The sequence below is a fragment of the Mucilaginibacter agri genome, from assembly GCF_009928685.1.
Classification (GTDB): Bacteria; Bacteroidota; Bacteroidia; order Sphingobacteriales; family Sphingobacteriaceae; genus Mucilaginibacter; species Mucilaginibacter agri.
Map to the genome: position 1 here is coordinate 1 of NZ_WWEO01000034.1, position 21,227 is coordinate 21,227.

Consider the following 21,227-nt stretch of genomic DNA (forward strand, 5'->3'; position numbering starts at 1 on the left):
AACCTTAAAAAATAGCCGCATTATTATGTAAAGTGATATTGTAAAGTAGACGGCTAAACGCACAGGTTTAACCCCTTTTATGATGTTGCTTTACATAATCTTTTACTTTCCATAATGATGGCATTATAAGCACCGAACAAAGTGCCTGCGGTGGTTTCCATTTGTTGGGTTTCGTTACCCATTGCATAAGCAAAGGCATTATCTACAATGTTCGTGTAGGTGGTGGACAGCTTATCCAGTAAACCCAATTCCAAGTTTTGTATCACTTCCTTATTTGGAGCCATAGCAACCTGTATCAGTTTTTTCACCTGCTTATCCGTAATGCGAACATTTGTCTAGTAATTAAACAGTTCCTGTAATTCCTCGCCCATTTTATGGGAAATGCCCATTAAGGTATGCGCCTGTTTCAGGCGGTCATTAGCCGAGGCGGTATGCCTAATCTTAATAGCGGTGGTGCGGTTGCGCAGGGCGGCATTGAGCGTATTGTTGCAAACGATACGAATTGGTGTAAATGCTGCGGTTATACTGCCGAACCCATCGTGGGAGGTAGTTAAAAACAGGTATTGTTCTATTAAATCCTGTTTGCCAACCTTGATAAAATCGGGTAATTTGGCGGTGATAAATATCCGCTCTCCTTTACCCAATGCGCCTGCGGTCTCGTATTTGATACCCGTTTCACCCCCTACTATGGCATCAAAGAATTGAAAGGCATCGGCATTTTGTACCACCTCGTAATCCTTACCCACCACACCCAAAACAGTACTGTTATCGGTGCGAACGGTAGCGAAATAGTTAGGTACATTAATTTTAGGAAAGTCGATACTTTCCGCCATTTCATTTAACTCATTCGGTAATGAATTAGTGAACAACGGCCTTTTTTCTACCATATAATCTAAACCCGCATAGCGGATGGCCTCGGCACTGGTCGGGTAATCTTCCACAACCTGCCCTAATCCATGCCATGCTTTTTCCTTTACGCTAAAAAAACTGTGTTTTCCTGTCTGCTCGTTATAAAAAAGATTATGCGCCATTTTCTTAATATTTAAAAGTTTATAAATTCCTGTGCTACGGTTTAATTGGCTTTGGCTGATTTGGTCAGCATTTGTATCTGCTCGGTGCGGAATTGCAGGCTTGCCATAGGCTCGCCGTCACGGCTAACCCAAGGTTGAGCGGTCATAAATCCGCTTAATTGCACCAACATGCCTTTGGTCAGGTAGGGCGCTATGGCATCGGTGCGCCAGTAGGTACACTCAATAAAGGCGGTTTCTTCCTTGCGTTCGCCCTGTGACTGGTAGGTACGGTTGACCGCAACCCTGAAGCCTGTTACTTTTTTGTCCTCGTTTACTGCTCTTACGGTAGCGTCTGCTACCAATCTTCCTGTGATTTCCATGACTACTTTTTTTTATGGTTAAATATTCTGTTTCGCTCAATGACCATTAGTTTTTAAAATTCATTTGGCCTTTGATAGAGGCAGAAAATTTGCGCGGGGGGCTGGCATGCAAGGCTGACATAGAAAAAATACTACCCGGAGCGCAGCGGAGGTGTGGAGATTTTTTCGGTCACGAAGCCTGGCCTTGCTTGCCGAAGAGGTATAAATTTGCCTCAAGCAAAGGCTAAATGAACGCTCCTTGTAGTGTCCGCGATTGCTATCCCTCGAAGAATCTTTAGTGCGCTGCGGGGTGGCCCGTATTTGATGCGGGGAAAAGGCGTCCGCCCAGCCGGCTACCGTTGCCGGCCGAGGCGTCCGTAGGATCATAGACTGCTTTTGCCCGTTCCTGTTGAAATCAAGTCATGTCAATTGCGAAAAGCGGGGACGGTTTTTTTTATAAATCGAAAATGCAAGGGAAAGCCTAATGTAGCCTGATCGGCGGAGTCCTTCATAGAGTGAAGACTTAACCTTGCTTTTTTACGGATCGGGCGCGCAGTTTGCAGCGAAGCGAAAATGGCGAAGCCTCCGGTCAGTGATCGCAGCGGCATCCTTTGAAAAAGATATAGCGTAGAGCAGGGCCCAAAGGGGACCGAAAACAGGAAATAATGTAGGCTTAACTTCTAAGACAAATAAGTATTACGTCGAAGTTTAGACTTTGCCGTTGGTATTGAGGTGATTTTTATGATCCCGGTTATTTGGTATCAGATTTAATGACAGAAGGAATAACACTGGACATACTTCTAATGATTAACGGTGCTGAGGCTCCGATGTGAATGGCCAGCAATTTGTTAACATGTACCTGTCCGTCAAAATACGCGTAGCCGATGAGTGCCCCAAATAAAGGATTGATGATATAAGGTAACCAATAAGCGATATCTTTAAAATCGGGTCGCCTGCTTTTTGGTACTTTACTTAATTCTAATAAGTTCAAAAGCTGGATACATGTGCTGCCTAATGCTGCAAGAATGATAGCTTCCATTAATCTATCCGGTTTTTAAATGCGCCAACTATTTTTCTGAAAAACGGCTCGGTCTTGCGGAAACGGTCCCTGGTCGTTACTACGGGCTGCATATGATCATCTGTCGACGATACAAAGTCATCCGAGCTGTTGATGACTTCATAAATCTCCGGATTGCTTAACTTTGATCTTTGGGCAATATCCTCTATTTTATACCATTGGGCGGCTGGTAAACTTTCTATTGCATCAAGTATTCGTTTTTCATTTTTAGGCTCGGTGCTCATGATCTCATAGGATTGGTCTCTCTAAAGTACTATAAAAAAAATTGATTTCATTCATCGCAGTAAAGTATTGATTTCTTCGATCTTTGACCGCTCCCACGTCGCAAAATCATCGGGCGAGGTGAAAAGTTTTGTCCAGGCATCATTCAAAACCCTGGATATGGGCTGGTCATATTTCGCTATCTGGTCCGCATAGGTTCTCAGATCGATTTTTTTGCATCCTTCGAATACGTTTTCAGCGAGTTCATTCAGTAGATCTTGTGGAAATATATCTGCGTAATTGGCAGGGATAGGATTGTTAGTTGCTTTCAAAAATCTATCCCATGAAGCATTGATCTCTATGACTTCGGCCGTATGTCCCATTTTGTTAAGTAGGTAGCAGATCGCCCGCATCCTGGCTTCATCGGAAGGGTGTTTGGCTGAATCGTTATATATACTGGAATGTCCGCTGCTCAGCGTACATATCTTAAGATTTGTCCAGGCGTATGCAGGACCGACAAGATAGGTAGCTATCAAATCGCACGAAAACTCCATTACCCAGACACTGGCCCACCTGACAAGCTTTTCGCGGTAAAACGTTTTTAAGGTTTGTGCGCGCTGTTCACTATCAACCCGGATAATTTCTCTGTTATAAAAAGCCTCAATCGACCTGTTGATCTTTCCGATCAGGAATTTTTCGTACTGGCTAAAAAACAGGTGACCCATTTCGTGGTAAAGGTCAGGTAGATTTAGCAGGTTACGTTGTTCCCCATTAGGCACCGCAATAATATCATAGCCAGGAAAGGCCCAGAAGTAATCATCAGAATTGCTGATGGTCGTTATGATCGGCGGGTTCTGAAAAAAGCAATTGATCTCATCATAGATCTTGGTGATCTTTTTCTTGAAATATACTTCGGCTTCATCATAATTGATGATTACCAAAAATCTGAATAATTCAATATTTAGGATCTTCTCGTGAATGGTGTTATAACGTATGATGTTATTGGAGGCTAAAGATTCGATATCAAGATCGCCTGAGCTGATCAGGTGCTGAATCTCCTGAAAAAGCTCATGTAAAAGATCCTTTGTTTTTTGCAAAAAAGGTTCATCGATTTCGGGTGAAATCGTTGACGCATCCAATTCTTCCATCATTTTTGAAATTTTAGATGCCTGGTCAAAAAACAATCCTTTTAAAAAAGAAATCATCCGCGACCTTTTCTTAGTTTTCTGAACAATGAACTCCGCTCGCTGTCAAGAACAGTCAATAAATCATCAAGGATAATCAGATCTTTGCTTTGTATGGGCTTATCATTGGATACCTGATTTATCAGGTTTGGCAAAGCGCTGTTGAGGTCATGATATTTTGATAACCGGTCTTTATAGTCAAGAATGATCAATGAAGGAATAAAGTCAGACTTTAATTCGTTCTCGTCCATTATCTTTTTGATATTATCTAAAAATGCGGTCAGCGTTTTCTTAGCTTCTGCGTGTTCTTCAGCTGACACGGCCAATTTGGGATATTTCCTACGGTTACTTTCATCCGCGAGCAGGTGTTCTTTTTTAAAAGTTATGACCGAATTATTCACCTTGTCCGAAGTTGCGACCAGTTGGTTGTACTGGTTCGACAAAATACTTACATCACTCATGATAGTTGAATTTTAATTGATGTCCATTAATTCTTCTTCGTCTTCCTCGTCTTCTTCATTGACCTCTCTGGTTGAGGTAAGCGGTTCGAGCAAGGTATCAATCAGCTTAATAATGACCGGCAGAAAATTACTCTTATCCGGTGCTGAGAACGCTAACATGATCTGACAAAAAATATCTTCCATTACCTTCATAAAATCAAGGTCACCTTCTTTCATGGATAAATTCAAAGGTCTTGAAGTGCCTTTGATCTGAAAAGGGTAGCCGGTACTAAAAATAAATCCTTCAGTTGGTGACATTAGTTTATAGGAGCCGGCAACCGGGTTTTCAAGCCGGTCATAGCTATTCGTTTTTGCGGCGATCCTGATCGGTACCGAGCTTTGCTTATGCAGGTCGACCACACCATATTTTACAGTATCTTTTTGAAGTATCCCTTCAGAGACCAGCGTATTAACCGCTGATTGCAGCGCTTTGAATTCTACGCCGAAACTTCTACCATCGCGTATGATAACAATTCCATTGGGGTTAGGTGCGAAAAGCGGGATGTATAATTTTAGCTTTTCATAAATCACCTTATTCAGGGTTTTCGCACGTACTTTTTCCACACGCTGAGAATTGGTCTTCTGTGGAACTTCTTCAGGATGAAAGATGATTTGCTCCCCATTTTTAAAGAAAAATGTAAAACCTGCATGACGGTCATGTACATCTATACCGATGTAGATATCGTAAAATAAGTTTTTTGCAAGCGCATAAGGCCACTTTCTGTTTACGATCAGGTGTTCCAGGACCAGATAAAATAAATAAGAACTGAAACGCCCTTTCAGCGCTTCCACCACTCTATACTCTACCAAACTGTTTTTACCCGAGGAGGAGAATGGTTTAAAAAAAGAACTGATATTATGGGCAGAAGCACATTGTACCTTTAAATTGGGATAGAATTTACTTTTCAGCAGTTCATGAAACGTCTTTAAAAACGATTGGGAAAAAGCATCCAGGTCCGGTAATATGACCAGTGCGAAACCTTGAGTTGCCTGATGACGCTGGAGCGCTTTCTCTATTTCCTGAATCTGAACCGTTGCAGAAGTGCAACTTTTAACCGGGTATCGGATTATCGTAAATTTATCAAATGCGGGAGCTAGTTTTTTGATTAAAAACTCTGCGTTATTTTTAAAAGCTTCGACCAGATTGATATCAATATATTTTTCATCCGGGACCAAAAGGTACTGGGCGTCAAAAGATGTACGGTTGATAACTCCGTTGTTTTTGATCAGTTGCTTCCTTTGATAAGCAAAATCCCGCATACCAGAATTGAACCCGGTGATCTTCAACCTTTGATTATTATGAAATAATAATTCAGGTATCCAAAAGTTTTTGATCTTCTCAACCAGTGGTTCATTGCTGATCACTAATTTTCCGGAATTGAACTTTAAATTTTTGAAATAAGAGCTGATGTAATTGTTAATCGCCTCGAATCTTCTCGAAGGGTCTTTGATCGATAAATAATGCAAAGACTTAACTCTTTCATCTTTGGTGCTGTAAAGCATCCTTGCCAGTGATGTTGCTCCACTGTGAGGGTCCATTGTTCTTCCCGGATAGGTATATGACATCGAAAGATCATCAGGTTTCACATACCTTTTTAAGTCGGCTCTGCTATTTTCTATTTTCTCGGTGATATAATTTAATACGTTGAAAGTTGACCCATCGCGTATAAAATCCTGTTCTTTAATGGTTTTGCCAAAGCCAAGCAGTTCGATCGTATACCAATTGTCGCCGTTCAGATATAAGAATCGCTTACCTTTGTAATTATTTTCAAAAGTCCTTACGTTCCCCTCATTGATATAATGCGAAAGACAATGCTTGTCAATGTATTTAGTAGAAAGGTCCAAAGCCACATAAAAGTGCCCGTCAGCCAATCGTGCTAATTTATAAGTGAAGCCCTCAAAAACATTTATAGCTCCCTGAATACCTTTAATAGGTTCCTTTAAAAAAAACTGATGGGTATTTAATTTCCAAAGATCACGATGCTGCCCTAGCTGCCGCCTGATCTCATAATCAAGAAATTTATAAACAACGTCCAGCTGATGACCCTGAATATTTGTGGAGTCGATCTGATAAATTTCTGGAAGCAATTTTATTGGAATACTAAAAGGAACGCCATCTACATTCCGGTCTTCCATTTGCTTATCAGCGGGGACTGCGACAAAAAACTTTTGATTCCTTTTCAATATAGCCGAAGGTCCTTTGGTTACAGAAGATACCTCTTCGGCTATCTTTTGTAATTGCTTATTAACCAATTCGTCTTTTCCTGCAATAAATGACAGGTCAAACTCTATTAATTTGTAAGAAAAGTCCAGATCAGACAAGTTGTCTACTCGGTACAGATTTAAGATATGATCCTTCATCGTATGTATTATTATTTTTAATTAAATACCCGCACAACAATCTGAAATTGCAGTTCTTGCAGGAAACCTGGTTATTTGTCAGTTCAAAATCCTCTAATTCGATATCGTCACCGGTCATCAGCGCGATGTCTCTGCTCGTGAGTGTAATATAATCTATGATCGTATTGTATATCTCTTCGGTAAAATCATGTTGTTTCGACGACCCCTTTAAGAGGTTGACTTCAAAGAGTTTAATGTCTTCAAATAAATATGCGGGTTTACCTGGCGTATCAAGTCGTTTTTTATAGATCGTTAAACCACTGATCTGTAACTGTCTCGCGTAGTCCGAAACCATGCTATCAGACATTTTCCAGTCGATGATCATTGGCTTCCAGTCATAGGAAGCCAATAAATCCATTTGTGGTTTAACGATGGCATTGCCAACATAGACCAACCTGTCTTCTACATTCGGTTTGATCCAGTTGGCCTCTTTTAAAATATCGATCAGATAGCGCCCGTCCATCAAGATGATCTCCGGAATATTTATGACCGCTTTTCGGATATCATCATAACATTCTTCAACCTCCTGCTCGGTGAATGGCTGGCCGGTCTCATGAATGTCAAGGATACAATATTCACTTTCCATATTACCCTTTTTTATTTCAGGGTTCTGATAAAGTTTATTCTCAGAAAAGCGGAATTGCTTTTGTGCAAATTCGACCGCTTGTTCTGACAGGTTTTGAAAATTGAGCTCCTGCTTTTCCGCTATCTTTGGTATAATGATCAATTCTAAAAACTTATCGACCACGCTGCCTTTCCACATCGTCAGGTTCTGCATAGTGCCAAGTTCATAAGCCTTTCGTCTGATCAAATGTTTTCGGTTATGATTAGCTAAAATGGAAGCGAAGTAATATTTCCGGTTACATTCCCTCCAGGTATTTACAGTGGTATAAGCCCATTTCACACTCATTTCTTACTCACTTAAAAGTTGACGTAGGCGGTTAAGATATTTTTCCATGGCAAGTTTATTTTCAAATAATTCTTTGCCATCCGTTTTAGGGGCAATATCAGAAATCATATCCTTTGAAATATAAACGCTCTTGCGAAACGATGGATTGAACGCAGAAAAGTTGCTTTTTTCTAAATTCTGCTGTTGCAGGATATCATAGGTTTTATGAATCGCACGTTCAGCCTTCTCAAAGGAGATTTTTAGCACTTTCAATAGGTCCTTCAGTATCACGACCGGAATATTATTTGCATAAATTTTATCTTCTGTAATTTCTTTTACCATGTCCACCGGCAAATTCGAGGTTTCCGCGAGTGATTCTTCCGATATCGCAGCCTGTTGCATTTTGTCCTGTATCAATTGCCCTAAAGACATGTTGACCAACACACCGCGTAATCTCTCCATAAGACTTTTTTCATGGTCAAGGCTAAGCGTTTCACTAGGTTGTAGTAAAAGGATATGGCTGATTTCCCGTTCAGCAATAGGATCACTAGCCTCTTTTGCGCTTTCCAGATAATATATCCGTAAGGCTTCATCCGTAATATCAATGCGGTTGTTCATGGCTTTATAGTTGTTTTGCAATTAGTTTATCGATCAATTTTTTCTTAGCCCGGTGATGGGTCACTTTTAACTGTTTGTTTTCAATTCCGAGGAAATCTGATATTTCTTCATAAGTGTAATTTTGGGCCCGTAAAAGCAAAATATCCTTATCTACCGGATCCAGCTGGTCCAATGCTTCATTTAAGTGGAGCAATTCCGGGCTGTCGATATATTCGGACCGGTAATAGTCCGCGAAAGAAACCTGATTAATATGTTGAATGATCTCCTTGGTGTTTTCTTCACTGTTGGTCAGATCGACATACTCTATTTCATGCTCGCTTTGACTGCGGTTCTTCCTAAAGTATTGCCGCAAAAAATTAGTCAGCACTTTGTACAGAAAGTTATCAAAATGCTGTTTTGATTCAAACTCATAATGAGACAGCTTGAGGATCAATGTTTCCAGCGTTTTGTAGATAACCTCCCAGGCCTCATCTTCTGATAAATGCCAGTTGCGAGCACAATAGGTATAAAACTTTTTACCGTAGGTGTCATACAATTCTTCAAGGCCTTTGGGGTCTTGATTAATGATCAGCTGCATTATGTCTTTGTAATCTATCATAGCTCTTACTTATATATATGCAATCAGGTTACCGAACGTGTAACTGATAAAATAAAGATACGATCTTCGCTTAGTTAATCAGATTGTCGGCCGTTTGGAATGTAGATAAGAATAAGCCTTATATTTAGAACTGTTATGGAGGAAACCGAAAATAAAGAATTAAAGCTCGTAGAAAAATATATAAACCAGACGAACCGGAATATTTTTTTGACGGGGAAAGCAGGAACCGGCAAGACTACCTTTTTACGACAATTAAAAACAAGCACCCAAAAAAGTTTCGTTATCGCGGCACCGACAGGTATTGCTGCGCTGAATGCAGGTGGCGTTACCTTACATTCTCTTTTTAACCTTCCAAACGCCCTTTTCCTGCCAGAGTCAGCGACTAAACAGCCGCTGGTGAATATCATTACCCAGCAGCATGTTTTGAAAAGTGCATCGTACTCAACCGCAAAATTGGAGTTACTGAAAAATCTCGAGTTGCTGGTCATTGATGAAGTGTCGATGTTGCGGGCAGACCTACTTGATATGATCGATCTTTTGTTAAGACAATTACGAAGTGAGCTAACAACTCCCTTCGGAGGCTTACAGGTATTGTTCATTGGTGACCTGTTTCAACTTTCCCCGGTATTGGGCAGTAAAGAGGAGGTTGCATTTTCGGCCTTTTATCCGTCCCCTTATTTCTTCGATTCAAATGCGGTAAGGCAGTCCGATGTGGTCTATATAGAACTGCATAAAGTATACAGGCAAAGCGACCTGCATTTTATCGAACTGCTCAATAAAATAAGGCACAATGAAATTGAACAAAAGGATCTCGATGAGCTAAACAGGAAAATTTTCCTTCCTTCCGAAAATTCAAAAAAGCAATTCATAACACTGACATCACATATCAGCAAGGTTGACGAAATCAACGCCCGGAAGCTGTTGGAATTGGGGGGAGAGGCCTATAGCTTTCCGGCGCAGGTGACCGGTAAGTTTGACCATAAAAACTTTCCGGGAGAGGCGGTTCTGCATATAAAGCCCGGCGCACAGGTCATGGTAACCAAAAATGACCCGAGCAAAAAGAAACGATATTATAACGGCAAGATAGGTCAGGTTCACAAGATCTCTGAAGAGGGAATTTCTTTAATTTTCTCCGATAGCATTGAGCCGGTAATGATCCAGAAAGAAACCTGGAAGAACATCGCTTATGGTTTTGAAAATGAAAAGGCGACGACCACCATGGTCGGTGAATTAAAACAATTCCCAATACGCCTGGCCTGGGCGGTAACCATTCATAAAAGCCAGGGCTTATCTTTTGACCAGGCAGTTATCGATGCTGCAGATTCATTTTCAGAAGGACAGGTCTATGTTGCACTGAGCCGGCTGACAAATTTTGAAGGATTATATTTAGCTTCTCCTTTATCAAAGGATATTCTAAAGCAAAACGAAACGGTCGTCAATTATATCAAGGAATGCGAAAAGAGCTCCTTTCCAGAATCGTTACTTCAGCAAGAGACCAGCCGTTATATTTTTGAACTGTTGATGAATTGTTTTAACTGGAATTTTATTAGCGATCACATTCGACTCATTATTCGGCAAGTCGATAGCTGGCGCATTGCTAATAAATTTGAAAAACTGGTAAAAACGGAAGAAATTGATCAGCTAGTTGCACAACAACAGGAAATTTCTTTAAAGCTTATACGCCAACTTAGCGACCTGACCGCTGTTGCAATAGTTGACTATTCATTTTTATTTCAGCGAGTTAAAGCGGCACGCGATTATTTTACCGGGGTGCTTGACAACAAATTAAGCCCACTGGTAAGTGCAGTTCTTTCAAGTGCCGCGTCGGATAAAGATCAAAAAGAGTTTCTTCAATCATTGACTAAAATGGACGATCTGATTTATCGTAAAAAAGTAGATTTATCCGCAGCGGAAGAACTTGCCAAAGGACTATTGAACGGAATTGACGTTGAAAATCTTTTGTTGAACTATGAAAACGCTAAAAGACCAGCGCCCGGTCCGCCGCAAGCAATCAAAGCTCCAGTTAAGCATAAGCTAAATTCCAAACAAGCGACTCAGTTAAAATCGCTGGAGTACTTTCGGAACCAGTTGACGATACCGGAAATAGCAGCCAAGCGGCAATTAGCCATACACGTGATCGAAAGCCACATTACCGAATTGATCAAAGCCGGAGCGATAAAATTGCAGGAAGTATTACCCGAAGAAAAAATATCTTTTCTCCTGCCGCTGATTGCAAATGGCAATGTTGATATCAACGAATTGAGGGTCACAGTTGGAAATGCCTATAGCTTTTTTGAATTGCGAGCTGCCATAAATCATGTAATACGCAATTCTTAGTCCTGTCTGACAATATACGATAACCGATTTAACCATTTAAACCATCGGCTGTCCAGCCTGAATAGGATAAATATAACATGACTAAGCCCAATATGATCAGGATGGAAATTTTAATGTAGTTGCCCAGGTCATGTTCTTTTTCATGCGACAAATCACCTTTACCGCATAATTTATAGATGATCCGAATTGCACCACTGACCAATAGCGCAAAAAGGCATATCGCCAGGTAAACCTTGAGTTCATCCATAGTTCTAAGATACGTCTATTTAAAGATAATAGCTATTTACTGTGATTCAATTAATTGGCGCGAAAATTGCTCAAATGGGAATGTTGCAATTCTTAAAATTGTTACGTAGTTTTGACGCAATGAGGTTGTTTAGTTTAATCATGTGTATAATCGTTCTTTCGCTGGGCCTGATGCCCTGCAAGGACAGTAATGCCGTGGCTAAGTCGTATACCAAATATGCTGTAGAAGCGGCACACCATGGATCAAATCCTGTACAGGACGCCTGCTCCCCATTTTGCCATTGCTCTTGTTGCAACACTCCCTCGCTTACCGCGATCAGACCCCTATTATTTTCAATACCATTAGAAGTGGACAATTCCTACCCGGAATTACAAACTTCCAAAATCAAGAACAGGAATTTAGTTATCTGGCAACCGCCGAAATTAATTGCTTAATACCCTTTCGTAAGCATGCTTTTCAGCATGTTAAAGCATTTTAATTAATTTTTATTTCATCAGGTATGGCTCGAAAAAAAAGAGCCCTCCCGAACAAGCATCGTGTTGTTTACTATAACCGTAAGGTTAAACCTAAACCTGCATGGATGCGCATTACCCGTATCATCGGTATGATCATCGTCGTGACCGCCCTGATATTGGCAATGATCGGTATGGCTATGAAGTATTACCACGTGGTAACCAAGCACTAAATTCACATGTTAAATAAGATCATCAATTTTTCCATCAACAATAAGCTGGTCATCGGGCTGTTTACGCTCGCACTGATCGGCTGGGGGATCTATTCCCTCAAGCAGCTACCTATAGACGCCGTTCCGGATATCACGAATAACCAGGTACAGGTGATCACTTTAAGTCCTTCACTTGCTACCCAGGAAGTGGAACGGCTGATCTCTTACCCGGTTGAGCAAACAATGGCGACCATTCCCCGCATCGAGCAGGTTCGTTCACTTTCCCGCTTCGGACTTTCAGTGGTGACCATTGTCTTCCACGATGACGTGGATATCTACTGGGCCAGGCAGCAGGTTAACGAAAAGCTGTCTGAAGCAAAAAACAATATACCGGCCGGATTAGGTAATCCTGAAATTTCACCAATCTCCACCGGGCTCGGCGAGATCTACCAGTACGTCATCCATGCGAAGGAGGGATTTGAAAAGAAATATGACGCGCGCGAGCTGCGCAGCATACAGGATTGGATCGTTCGCCGCCAGTTGTTAGGCACGCCCGGTATAGCCGAGGTAAATAGTTTTGGCGGTTTGCTGAAACAATACGAGATCGCACTGGACCCCGACAAGCTGCGCAGCCTTAATCTGAGCATCAGCGAGGTATTTAATGCGCTGGAGCAGAATAACCAAAACACCGGTGGCGCATATATTGATAAAAAACCTAACGCATACTTTATTCGCAGCGAGGGATTTGTGGGAAATATTGACGACATCAACAAGATCGTTGTTAAAAATAACACGAACGGATTGCCGGTACTGGTCCGCGATATTGCGACGGTCGGCATTAGCAATTCCATCCGTTACGGCGCGCTTACCAGGTCAACTGTTAACAGCGAAGGCGAAGCGGTCGGCGGCATCGTGATGATGCTTAAAGGAGCGAACGCTAACAACGTAGTTAAACAGGTCAAAGAAAAGATCGAACGCATTAATAAAACGCTGCCTGAAGGCGTGACGGTCGAGCCGTTCCTTGACCGCAGCGCATTAGTTGACCGCGCGATAGGCACGGTGGCCAAAAACCTGATCGAAGGGGCGCTCATCGTGATCTTCGTACTCGTTATATTCCTGGGTAATCTGCGAGCAGGCCTGGTGGTTGCTTCGGTTATTCCGTTGGCGATGCTTTTCGCAATTTGTCTCATGAACGTATTCGGCGTTTCAGGGAACCTGATGAGCCTGGGCGCGATAGATTTCGGCCTCATTGTCGATGGCGCGGTCATTATCGTCGAGGCGACCATGCACCTATTGGCGGTCAATAACCCCGGCAGGGCATTTACCCAAAAGGAAATGGATGAGCAGGTAGAACAATCTGCCGGCCGGATGATGAGCGCTGCAGCTTTCGGCCAGATCATTATCCTGATCGTTTATTTACCGATTTTGGCGCTGGTAGGGATTGAAGGCAAAATGTTTGGCCCTATGGCGCAGACCGTTTCCTTTGCAATCTTGGGAGCATTCTTATTGTCCTTGACCTATGTACCGATGGTATCTTCTTTGTTCCTCAGTAAAAATCAGAACCATAAGAAAAATTTTTCCGACCGGATGATGGATGCTATCCATCGCCGTTATCTCCCTATGATCAAAGGCGCGCTAAATAGACGCCTGATCGTTGTGGGCAGCGCGGTGGCTTTGCTGGTTGTCAGCATTATCATTTTTACCCGCATGGGCGGCGAGTTTATCCCAACGCTTGAAGAAGGTGACTTTGCTGTGGAAACCCGCTTGCTGACCGGAAGCTCCCTTTCCCAAACAATAGATAAGGTCAACCAGGCATCACAAATACTGGTTAAAAGGTTTCCCGAAGTGAAGGAGGTGATCGGAAAGATCGGTGCAGCGGAAATCCCAACTGACCCGATGCCGATGGACGCTTGTGACCTTACGGTAATACTAAAGAATAAAAAGGAGTGGAAAACCACGCAAAGCCGGGAAGAACTGGCTAACCTCATGGCCAAAGCCCTGGAAGAAGTTCCCGGTGTTTCTTTTGGCTTTTCTCAGCCCATACAGTTGAGGTCGAATGAGCTGATCTCCGGCGTACGCCAGGATATCGGTATCAAAATATTTGGCGATGATCTCGATGCATTGACGGATCTGTCTAAACAGATCGGCAAGATCGTTGGTTCGGTAAAAGGTGCTAAAGATATTTATTTAGAGCAGGCCACCGGCTTACCGCAGATCGTGGTCAAGATCAACCGGGATAAGATCGCGCAATACGGCTTAAGTGTCGGAACGGTTAACCAGGCGCTCAATACTGCTTTTGCCGGACAATCGGCAGGATTGGTTTATGAAGGTGAGCGCCGTTATGATATGGTGGTCCGACTATCACTGGCCAACAGGCAGGGCATTAATGATGTAAAAAACCTTTATGTGACCGCTCCTAACGGCAACCAGGTTCCCCTGGAACAACTGGCTGACGTTTCCTTCGAGATAGGCCCTAATCAGATCCAGCGGGAAGATACCAAAAGACGCATTATCGTCGGCCTGAACGTACGCGGCCGTGATATTCAAAGCGTGGTAACCGAGATTCAGCAGAAATTAAATGCGCAGATCAAATTCCCGCCGGGATATTACGTAAGCTATGGCGGGCAGTTTGAGAATTTGAAAGAAGCGACCAAGCGCCTTTCAGTTGCCGTACCAGTTGCCTTATTGTTAATTATTTTATTGCTGTACTTCTCCTTCGGGTCGTTCAACCAGTCTTTGCTGATCTTCTCCGCCATTCCAATGGCTGCTATCGGTGGTGTATTCGCTTTATTGCTGAGGGGCATGCCTTTCAGTATTTCTGCCGGCGTTGGCTTTATTGCCTTGTTCGGGGTTGCTGTGTTAAACGGCATCGTACTGATCACTGAATTTAACCGCTTGAAAAAGTCGGGTAAAAAAGACCTGAAAGCTATCGTTTTGGAAGGTACTGAAGTGCGTCTGCGGCCAGTATTAATGACCGCCACAGTGGCTTCACTTGGTTTCCTGCCAATGGCCATTTCGACCGCTGCAGGTGCCGAGGTTCAAAAACCGCTGGCAACCGTCGTGATCGGCGGACTTATCACTTCCACCATCTTAACATTAATCGTTTTACCCGTGTTATATACCTATTTCGAAAAATGGCGTGACAAAAAGGTCAAAGCCATTCCGGCTGCTGTTATTGCTTTATTTGTTTTATTTGGCTTGCCGGCCAAAGCGCAGACAGTTCCCGCTCAGCCGCTGAATATTCAGCAAGCCATTTCTACTGCCGTTACCAATAATCAAAATGTGCAGTCATCCCGCTTACAGATCACCCAGCAGCAGGCGCTCAAGGGCAGCGCTACGGAATTGGGTAAAACCGACTTCAATATCCAGTACGGACAGATCAACAGTGTAAAAAGGGATAACAATATCAGTATCCAGCAAAACATCCCTTTTCCCGGTCTATACAAAAATCAGCGCGACGTTTATAATGCCAGGATCGGGGCGGCGGAAATCGGCCTGAATGTAACCAAGAACCAGCTGACTTACGAGGTGAGGCAATCTTATACACAGCTGGCCTATTATGTCGCCCTTCAGAAATTGTATTTCAGCCAGGATTCGATCTACAGTGCTTTTCTAAAAGCGGCCGCGCTACGCTATAAAACCGGTGAAACGAACCTGCTGGAAAAAACGACCGCTGAAACGCAATACAACGAGGTTAAAAATCAGATGATGAAAAATCAGTCTGATATCGTAGCGGCCAGGTCGGAACTGAGGCGCTTGCTGAATACCCGGGATAGTATTATCGTTACGCCCGGCCAATTCGTTAAAACGACCGAGGCCATTCCGTATGCCGACAGCAGCATTGTTAAAAACCCCTTATTGGCTTATCAAAAGCAACAGATAGTCATTGCCGATAAGAACATCAACCTGGAAAAGTCCCGATCAGGTCCGGACTTTACGGTCGGTTATTTTAACCAGTCCATCATTGGCGTCCAAAATGTTAACGGGCAGGACCGCAACTATTCCGGTTCCAACCGTTTCCAGGGGGTACAGGCAGGTATATCCCTACCATTGTTTTTTAAACCCTACGCGGCGCGGATAAAAGCGGCAAAGATCGACAAGCAGGTTAGTGAATCACAATACAGCCTTTTCCAAACCAATCTGCAAAGCCAGTATCAGCAGGCTTATCAGGATGTGATCAAGAATGCACGAAGCATCGAATATTACGAGAAAAGCGCCCTGCCTAACACCAATCTGATCCTGAAACAAGGCCAGATTGCCTTCCAGAGTGGTGATATCGGTTATATCGAATTCGCTCAGGCGCTGCGTACTTATTCTGAGATCAGGTTCAATTACCTGCAAGCTATTAACCAGTACAATCAATCCGTTTACACGCTACAATACCTTATCGGTTTATAATCAAAGACATGAAAATTAACATTAAAAACATAGGAAGACTGGCTATCATTTTAGCCCTGCCATTTATGATCAGTTCTTGCGGCAGCAAGCCGGCCGAAGATACAGAGACCAAGGCTAAACCGGATACCGCACACAAAGAAGATAAGAACACGGTGGAAGTTACCGCCGCCCAGTATCGGGCCATCGGCATCTCTATGGGCTCTACAGAATTGAAAGGCCTTGCCGGGCTTTTAAAAGTAAATGGCTTTATTGATGTACCGCCGCAGAACCTGGTTAGCGTAACTACGCAAATGGGCGGGATCATTAAATCCACACCCTTATTACAAGGCAGCAGCGTGAACAAAGGTGAAGTGATCGCCGTATTGCAAAACCAGGACTACGTACAGCTGCAACAGGATTATCTGGAAAGCAAAAGCCAACTGGAGCTTAGTGATTCAGAATATAAAAGACAGCAGGAATTAGCGAAGCAAAATGTCAACTCGCAGAAGGTATTACAGCAAGCCAAAGCCCAGTACCAGACGATGCTGGCCCGGGAAAACGCTTTAAAGCAACGCCTGCGACTGATCAATATCAGCCCGGAGAGCCTGGCTGCCGGAAATATCCGTAGCTCCATCAATATCTATGCGCCGATCAGCGGCTATGTAACCAAGGTCAATGTTAATACCGGCAAGTTCATCAACCCGAACGATGTGATGTTCGAGATCGTGAACAGCTCCAATCTGCACGTAGAGCTGAACGTCTTTGAAAAAGACGCGGAGAAGGTTAAGCCCGGGCAACGGGTAAGATTCAACCTATCCAATGATTCTACTGATCGTATTGCGACCGTGCAGCTGGTTGGCCGCGAGATCAACACCGATAAAACCGTTACGGTACATGCCATCGCCAAGGGCAGCATCAAATTCATTCCGGGAACCTATCTGAAAGCGTTTATCGAAACCGGCAGCAGCCAGGTAACAGCTTTACCGGAATCGGCGATAGTCGATTACCAGGGCAAAAAATATGTTTTCGCGCAATCCCCTGTTAAAAAGATCAGTGGTCACCAGCATGAGAAGGATGAACCCGAAAGTGTAAAAGAAGCGGCCGGGGAATCTTTTCACTTTGAAATGGTGGAAGTGACGACCGGCATTTCTGATGGTGGATTCACAGAAGTGCAGTTACCGCAGGATCTCGACCTGAAGGGCCGTATCGTCATGAAAGGCGCTTATGACCTGCTATCCAAAATGAAGAACAGCGAAGAAGAAGAATAAAACGCCATGATGGGCCTGTTTAAATACTTAATACCAAAAACTATGAAAAAGAAAGTTAATGCAACGCCGGCCGTAAAGGAACAACCGGTTAAGAAAAAAGCAGGCCCTGCTGCTGACAGCAAAAAAAAGGGCGAGCCTGAAGTAAACGACAAACCAAAAACCGGAAATGAACATAAAGGTGATGACCACGAGGAAGAAGAAGGTCACGACCATGAGCATGGCGGGATCTTCGGGAAAAACACAGAGATGATCTTCGCCATTATTTGCGGCGTTGCGCTTGGCGCTGGCTGGGGATTGTCTTTTATCAGTGGCCTGCCAAGCTGGTTAAGCTTAGCCTTATATCTGACCGCTTATTTCTTTGGCGGATTTTTTACCGCCAAGGAAGCAGTGGAAACTATTCTTAAAGGCGGTTTTGAAATCGACTTTTTAATGCTTGTCGCGGCCATCGGTGCAGGGATACTTGGTGCCTGGGTGGAGGGGGCTTTATTACTGTTCCTTTTCAGCCTCGGACATTCCCTGGAGCATTATGCAATGGGTAAAGCACGCAAATCCATCGCGGCGCTGACCAGTCTTGCCCCGCCGACCGCGCTCGTTTCAAGAGACGGTAAACAGGAGGAAGTACGTATCGAGGAACTGGTATTAGGCGATATCATCATCATTAAACCGAACAGCAAAATACCTGCCGACGGCGTCGTGGTCAAGGGCGAAGGAAGCGTGAACCAGGCCCCCATTACCGGGGAAAGTGTGCCGGTTGACAAATCGCCGGTACCTGATGCCAGTAAGGATTTCAGTAATGAAGCCAGTATCAAACCACAATACCGTGTATTCGCGGGTACGATCAACGGCGCTTCCGCTTTAGAGGTCAAGGTGATCAAAGAGGCCAAAGATTCTACCATCAGCCGTTTAGTTAAAATGGTGAACGAGGCGGAAAAGCAAAAGTCACCGACCCAACTGTTTACCGATAAGTTTGAGAAATTCTTTGTACCGGCGGTACTGATCCTGGTAGTAGCCTTGTGCTTTGCCTATCTGGTGATCGATGAGCCTTTTGCCAAGAGCTTTTACCGCGCAATGTCGGTACTGGTTGCGGCCAGTCCTTGTGCACTTGCCATATCAACGCCAAGTGCGGTACTCGCCGGGGTTGCACGCGCCGCCCGTGGTGGTGTACTGATCAAAGGCGGCAGGCCTCTGGAGGACCTTGGTTCCCTGAATGCCATAGCTTTCGACAAGACCGGTACTTTAACGGAAGGGAAACCGCAGTTGACCAACGCGCTGCCTTTCGATAAGATCACGGAAGAAGAATTGCTGACGCTGGCCGTAGCGGTCGAAAAGCTAAGCGACCATCCGCTGGCCGAAGCCATCGTTTTGGGTGCCATGGAAAAGTTAAAAAAAGCGCATATACCGGAAGCGCATAATGTAAAAGGTATTACCGGGCGAGGTGTTCAGGCCGAAGTTGGCGGTAAAAAAGTGCTCATCGGCAACAAAGCCCTGTTCGAAAAAACTATACTTGATGGACTTTTAAAACAGGTGGAAGATCTTGAAAAGGAAGGCCATACGACCATGCTGGTCAAACGGGACAAGGATTTTATCGGCTTGCTGTCCTTAATGGATGTACCGCGCAAGGAAGCCAAACATGTGCTTTCGGAACTGAGCAGCCTGGGCATTAAGAAAATGGTTATGCTGACCGGCGATAACCAGCAGGTGGCAGACGCGGTCGCCAAACAGATCGGCATTACCGAAGCCTGGGGCGACCTGATGCCGGAAGATAAAGTGAAGGCTGTTCAAAAGCTGGACAAGTCAGAAAAAATGGTGGCCATGATCGGCGACGGGGTGAATGACGCGCCGGCTATGGCTAAAAGTACCGTCGGTATCGCCATGGGCGCAGCCGGTTCGGATGTGGCACTGGAAACGGCGGATATCGCCCTGATGGGGGACAAGCTGGAAAGCCTGCCGTTTGCAATCGGATTGAGCCGTAAGGCCAAAGGGATCATCAAACAAAATCTTTGGATCAGCCTGGGTATGGTTGCGGTTTTAATCCCGCTGACCGTATTAGGTATAGCCTCGATCGGCCCGGCGGTGATCGCGCATGAAGGTTCTACCCTGTTGGTAGTGTTTAACGCTTTGCGCCTGCTGGCTTATGATAGCGCTCATAAAAATGTAGCTAAGACTAAAAAACGAAAGGATGCTTAAAAAGGTAAAAAAGTTCTTTGGTGCCTTAGGCCCCGGGATCGTAACAGGAGCAAGTGACGATGATCCGTCAGGCATTGCCACCTATTCTCAGGCGGGTGCCAAATATGGCATGGCAACACTCTGGACAGTGCTGGTCACTTTTCCGCTTATGGCGGCTATCCAGGAAATGTGCGCTCGGATCGGTCTCATCACTTCGGCCGGGCTGACCACCACCCTGAAGCAGCATTACGGCAAACCGGTGCTTTACCTGATGGTAATATTCAGCGTACCTGCCATTATTTTGAACATCGGGGCGGATATTGCCGCTATGGGTGCTGTCGCGAACTTGTTGGTGCCTTCCGTGCCGCCAATTTACTTTAGCATACTTTTTACAGGGCTGCTACTGTTCTTTATCGTCTACCTTCCTTATCAAAAGTTAGCCGCGGTATTAAAATACCTGTGCCTGACGCTGCTGCTTTATATAGCGGTACCATTCTTTACCAAACCCGACTGGGGTGAGGTGTTAAAACAGACCGTAGTGCCTACCATCAAATGGGATAAAGATTTCATTGGCGTATTGGTCGCTATCCTGGGTACCACCATCTCTCCCTATCTTTTTTTCTGGCAAACGGCCATGGAAGCCGAGGATGTGAAAGCAGTTAAAAGGCAAGTCATGATCAATAAGCGATTACTTACCTTAAGCGATGATTTTCCGGATAACGGGGAGAAAAGGGAAAAACGCCTGCTGACCATGCTGATCCAAAAGATGAGCATCGATGTGAATCTCGGCATGTTCCTGTCTAACCTGATCATGTTTTTCACGATCCTGGCTACCGGTACGGCACTTTATAGTCACGGTGTCAGAAACATAGCTACAGTGGAACAGGCGGCCAAAGCCCTCGAACCGGTGGCCGGCAAACTCTCCTACCTGCTGTTCGCGGTTGGCATCATTGGAACGGGTTTTCTGGCTATTCCCGTATTGAGCGGTTCCTTATCCTATATCGTAACAGAAACATTTGGCCTGAAAGGCAGTCTGGATAAGAAGTTCAAACAAGCAAAAGCCTTTTATGCGATCCTGATCGTTTCCGTTTTACTGGGATTGAGCATTAATTATTTTGGGATCAACCCGGTCGATGCGCTTTTATACACCGCCATACTTTACGGAGTCACCTGTCCGGTCATCATTGCCATCGTATTGCATATTGCCAACAACAAAGACATTATGGGTGATTACACGAATAAATGGCTGTCGAATACGCTGGGCGGACTATGCCTGCTGGTCATGACCATAGGTGCCGGATTTTTGATCTACCTGCAATTCTGGAAATAAC

General features: G+C 44.2%; 17 protein-coding genes and 1 pseudogene. 7 read left to right on the forward strand and 11 right to left on the reverse strand.

The features are described 5' to 3' along the window. Nucleotides 1-116: 116 nt before the first annotated feature. From GSY63_RS01570 to GSY63_RS01615, 10 genes and pseudogenes are all read right to left on the reverse strand, one after another. Nucleotides 117-1,031: pseudogene (locus GSY63_RS01570) on the reverse strand (DUF932 domain-containing protein); the annotation flags it as partial. 41 nt (nt 1,032-1,072) lie between these two features. Next, nucleotides 1,073-1,390, reverse strand: a complete 318-nt coding sequence (locus GSY63_RS01575; protein ID WP_166584066.1) for a single-stranded DNA-binding protein — start codon at nt 1,388-1,390, stop codon at nt 1,073-1,075. Between the two features lie 730 nt (nt 1,391-2,120). Then, nucleotides 2,121-2,408 carry a hypothetical protein gene (locus tag GSY63_RS01580; RefSeq protein WP_166584067.1) on the reverse strand — a complete coding sequence of 96 codons (288 nt, stop codon included), beginning with the start codon at nt 2,406-2,408 and terminating at the stop codon, nt 2,121-2,123. Beyond that, nucleotides 2,408-2,671, reverse strand: a complete 264-nt coding sequence (locus tag GSY63_RS01585) for a hypothetical protein (protein WP_166584068.1) — start codon at nt 2,669-2,671, stop codon at nt 2,408-2,410. Before GSY63_RS01585 ends, GSY63_RS01580 begins: the two co-directional genes overlap by 1 nt. 51 nt (nt 2,672-2,722) lie before the next feature. After that, nucleotides 2,723-3,853, reverse strand: a complete 1,131-nt coding sequence (locus GSY63_RS01590; RefSeq protein WP_166584069.1) for a hypothetical protein — start codon at nt 3,851-3,853, stop codon at nt 2,723-2,725. Further along, a complete protein-coding gene (locus tag GSY63_RS01595; protein WP_166584070.1) occupies nt 3,850-4,293 on the reverse strand; it encodes a hypothetical protein in 444 nt (147 codons plus the stop codon). Before GSY63_RS01595 ends, GSY63_RS01590 begins: the two co-directional genes overlap by 4 nt. Nucleotides 4,294-4,305: 12 nt before the next feature. Beyond that, the gene (locus tag GSY63_RS01600) at nt 4,306-6,516 is read right to left on the reverse strand and encodes an argonaute/piwi family protein (RefSeq protein ID WP_166584071.1); all 2,211 of its coding nucleotides are present in this window, start codon (nt 6,514-6,516) and stop codon (nt 4,306-4,308) included. Nucleotides 6,517-6,646: 130 nt separating this feature from the next. Next, complete coding sequence (locus tag GSY63_RS01605) at nt 6,647-7,642, reverse strand: PD-(D/E)XK nuclease family protein (protein ID WP_166584072.1); 996 nt, start codon at nt 7,640-7,642, stop codon at nt 6,647-6,649. Between the two features lie 3 nt (nt 7,643-7,645). Further along, on the reverse strand, nt 7,646-8,239 hold the full coding sequence (locus GSY63_RS01610) for a hypothetical protein (RefSeq protein WP_166584073.1): 594 nt from the start codon (nt 8,237-8,239) through the stop codon (nt 7,646-7,648). A gap of 4 nt (nt 8,240-8,243) precedes the next feature. Continuing rightward, complete coding sequence (locus tag GSY63_RS01615) at nt 8,244-8,837, reverse strand: RNA polymerase sigma factor (RefSeq protein WP_166584074.1); 594 nt, start codon at nt 8,835-8,837, stop codon at nt 8,244-8,246. A gap of 135 nt (nt 8,838-8,972) precedes the next feature. On the opposite strand from GSY63_RS01615, the gene GSY63_RS01620 reads away from it, so the two are divergent. Then, nucleotides 8,973-11,174 carry a helix-turn-helix domain-containing protein gene (locus tag GSY63_RS01620; protein WP_166584075.1) on the forward strand — a complete coding sequence of 734 codons (2,202 nt, stop codon included), beginning with the start codon at nt 8,973-8,975 and terminating at the stop codon, nt 11,172-11,174. A 28-nt stretch (nt 11,175-11,202) separates the two neighbouring features. Here GSY63_RS01620 and GSY63_RS01625 read toward each other — a convergent pair whose 3' ends face one another. Next, nucleotides 11,203-11,421, reverse strand: a complete 219-nt coding sequence (locus tag GSY63_RS01625; RefSeq protein ID WP_166584076.1) for a hypothetical protein — start codon at nt 11,419-11,421, stop codon at nt 11,203-11,205. 119 nt (nt 11,422-11,540) lie between these two features. Here GSY63_RS01625 and GSY63_RS25140 point away from each other — a divergent pair, with 119 nt between their 5' ends. The 6 genes from GSY63_RS25140 (at nt 11,541) to GSY63_RS01650 (ending at nt 21,226) form a co-directional block, all read left to right on the forward strand. Continuing rightward, nucleotides 11,541-11,855 (forward strand): DUF6660 family protein, encoded by a 315-nt coding sequence (locus GSY63_RS25140; RefSeq protein WP_394367168.1) that lies wholly within the window; start codon nt 11,541-11,543, stop codon nt 11,853-11,855. A gap of 65 nt (nt 11,856-11,920) precedes the next feature. Continuing rightward, nucleotides 11,921-12,106 carry a hypothetical protein gene (locus GSY63_RS01630; RefSeq protein ID WP_166584077.1) on the forward strand — a complete coding sequence of 62 codons (186 nt, stop codon included), beginning with the start codon at nt 11,921-11,923 and terminating at the stop codon, nt 12,104-12,106. A gap of 6 nt (nt 12,107-12,112) precedes the next feature. Further along, nucleotides 12,113-16,483, forward strand: a complete 4,371-nt coding sequence (locus GSY63_RS01635; protein ID WP_166584078.1) for a CusA/CzcA family heavy metal efflux RND transporter — start codon at nt 12,113-12,115, stop codon at nt 16,481-16,483. A gap of 8 nt (nt 16,484-16,491) precedes the next feature. After that, nucleotides 16,492-17,730, forward strand: a complete 1,239-nt coding sequence (locus GSY63_RS01640) for an efflux RND transporter periplasmic adaptor subunit (RefSeq protein WP_166584079.1) — start codon at nt 16,492-16,494, stop codon at nt 17,728-17,730. A 42-nt stretch (nt 17,731-17,772) separates the two neighbouring features. Further along, a complete protein-coding gene (locus GSY63_RS01645; protein WP_166584080.1) occupies nt 17,773-19,917 on the forward strand; it encodes a heavy metal translocating P-type ATPase in 2,145 nt (714 codons plus the stop codon). Then, nucleotides 19,910-21,226 carry an Nramp family divalent metal transporter gene (locus tag GSY63_RS01650; protein ID WP_166584081.1) on the forward strand — a complete coding sequence of 439 codons (1,317 nt, stop codon included), beginning with the start codon at nt 19,910-19,912 and terminating at the stop codon, nt 21,224-21,226. The genes GSY63_RS01645 and GSY63_RS01650 overlap by 8 nt, the downstream gene beginning before the upstream one ends. The last annotated feature ends 1 nt before the right edge of the window (nt 21,227 follow it).

Bases quoted from the DNA above. Each gene is read 5' to 3' on its own strand.
- GSY63_RS01575 (WP_166584066.1), bottom strand. From the start codon at position 1,390: ATGGAAATCACAGGAAGATTGGTAGCAGACGCTACCGTAAGAGCAGTA.
- GSY63_RS01580 (WP_166584067.1), bottom strand. From the start codon at position 2,408: ATGGAAGCTATCATTCTTGCAGCATTAGGCAGCACATGTATCCAGCTT.
- GSY63_RS01585 (WP_166584068.1), bottom strand. From the start codon at position 2,671: ATGAGCACCGAGCCTAAAAATGAAAAACGAATACTTGATGCAATAGAA.
- GSY63_RS01590 (WP_166584069.1), bottom strand. From the start codon at position 3,853: ATGATTTCTTTTTTAAAAGGATTGTTTTTTGACCAGGCATCTAAAATT.
- GSY63_RS01595 (WP_166584070.1), bottom strand. From the start codon at position 4,293: ATGAGTGATGTAAGTATTTTGTCGAACCAGTACAACCAACTGGTCGCA.
- GSY63_RS01605 (WP_166584072.1), bottom strand. From the start codon at position 7,642: ATGAGTGTGAAATGGGCTTATACCACTGTAAATACCTGGAGGGAATGT.
- GSY63_RS01610 (WP_166584073.1), bottom strand. From the start codon at position 8,239: ATGAACAACCGCATTGATATTACGGATGAAGCCTTACGGATATATTAT.
- GSY63_RS01615 (WP_166584074.1), bottom strand. From the start codon at position 8,837: ATGATAGATTACAAAGACATAATGCAGCTGATCATTAATCAAGACCCC.
- GSY63_RS01620 (WP_166584075.1), top strand. From the start codon at position 8,973: ATGGAGGAAACCGAAAATAAAGAATTAAAGCTCGTAGAAAAATATATA.
- GSY63_RS01625 (WP_166584076.1), bottom strand. From the start codon at position 11,421: ATGGATGAACTCAAGGTTTACCTGGCGATATGCCTTTTTGCGCTATTG.
- GSY63_RS25140 (WP_394367168.1), top strand. From the start codon at position 11,541: ATGAGGTTGTTTAGTTTAATCATGTGTATAATCGTTCTTTCGCTGGGC.
- GSY63_RS01630 (WP_166584077.1), top strand. From the start codon at position 11,921: ATGGCTCGAAAAAAAAGAGCCCTCCCGAACAAGCATCGTGTTGTTTAC.
- GSY63_RS01635 (WP_166584078.1), top strand. From the start codon at position 12,113: ATGTTAAATAAGATCATCAATTTTTCCATCAACAATAAGCTGGTCATC.
- GSY63_RS01640 (WP_166584079.1), top strand. From the start codon at position 16,492: ATGAAAATTAACATTAAAAACATAGGAAGACTGGCTATCATTTTAGCC.
- GSY63_RS01645 (WP_166584080.1), top strand. From the start codon at position 17,773: ATGAAAAAGAAAGTTAATGCAACGCCGGCCGTAAAGGAACAACCGGTT.
- GSY63_RS01650 (WP_166584081.1), top strand. From the start codon at position 19,910: ATGCTTAAAAAGGTAAAAAAGTTCTTTGGTGCCTTAGGCCCCGGGATC.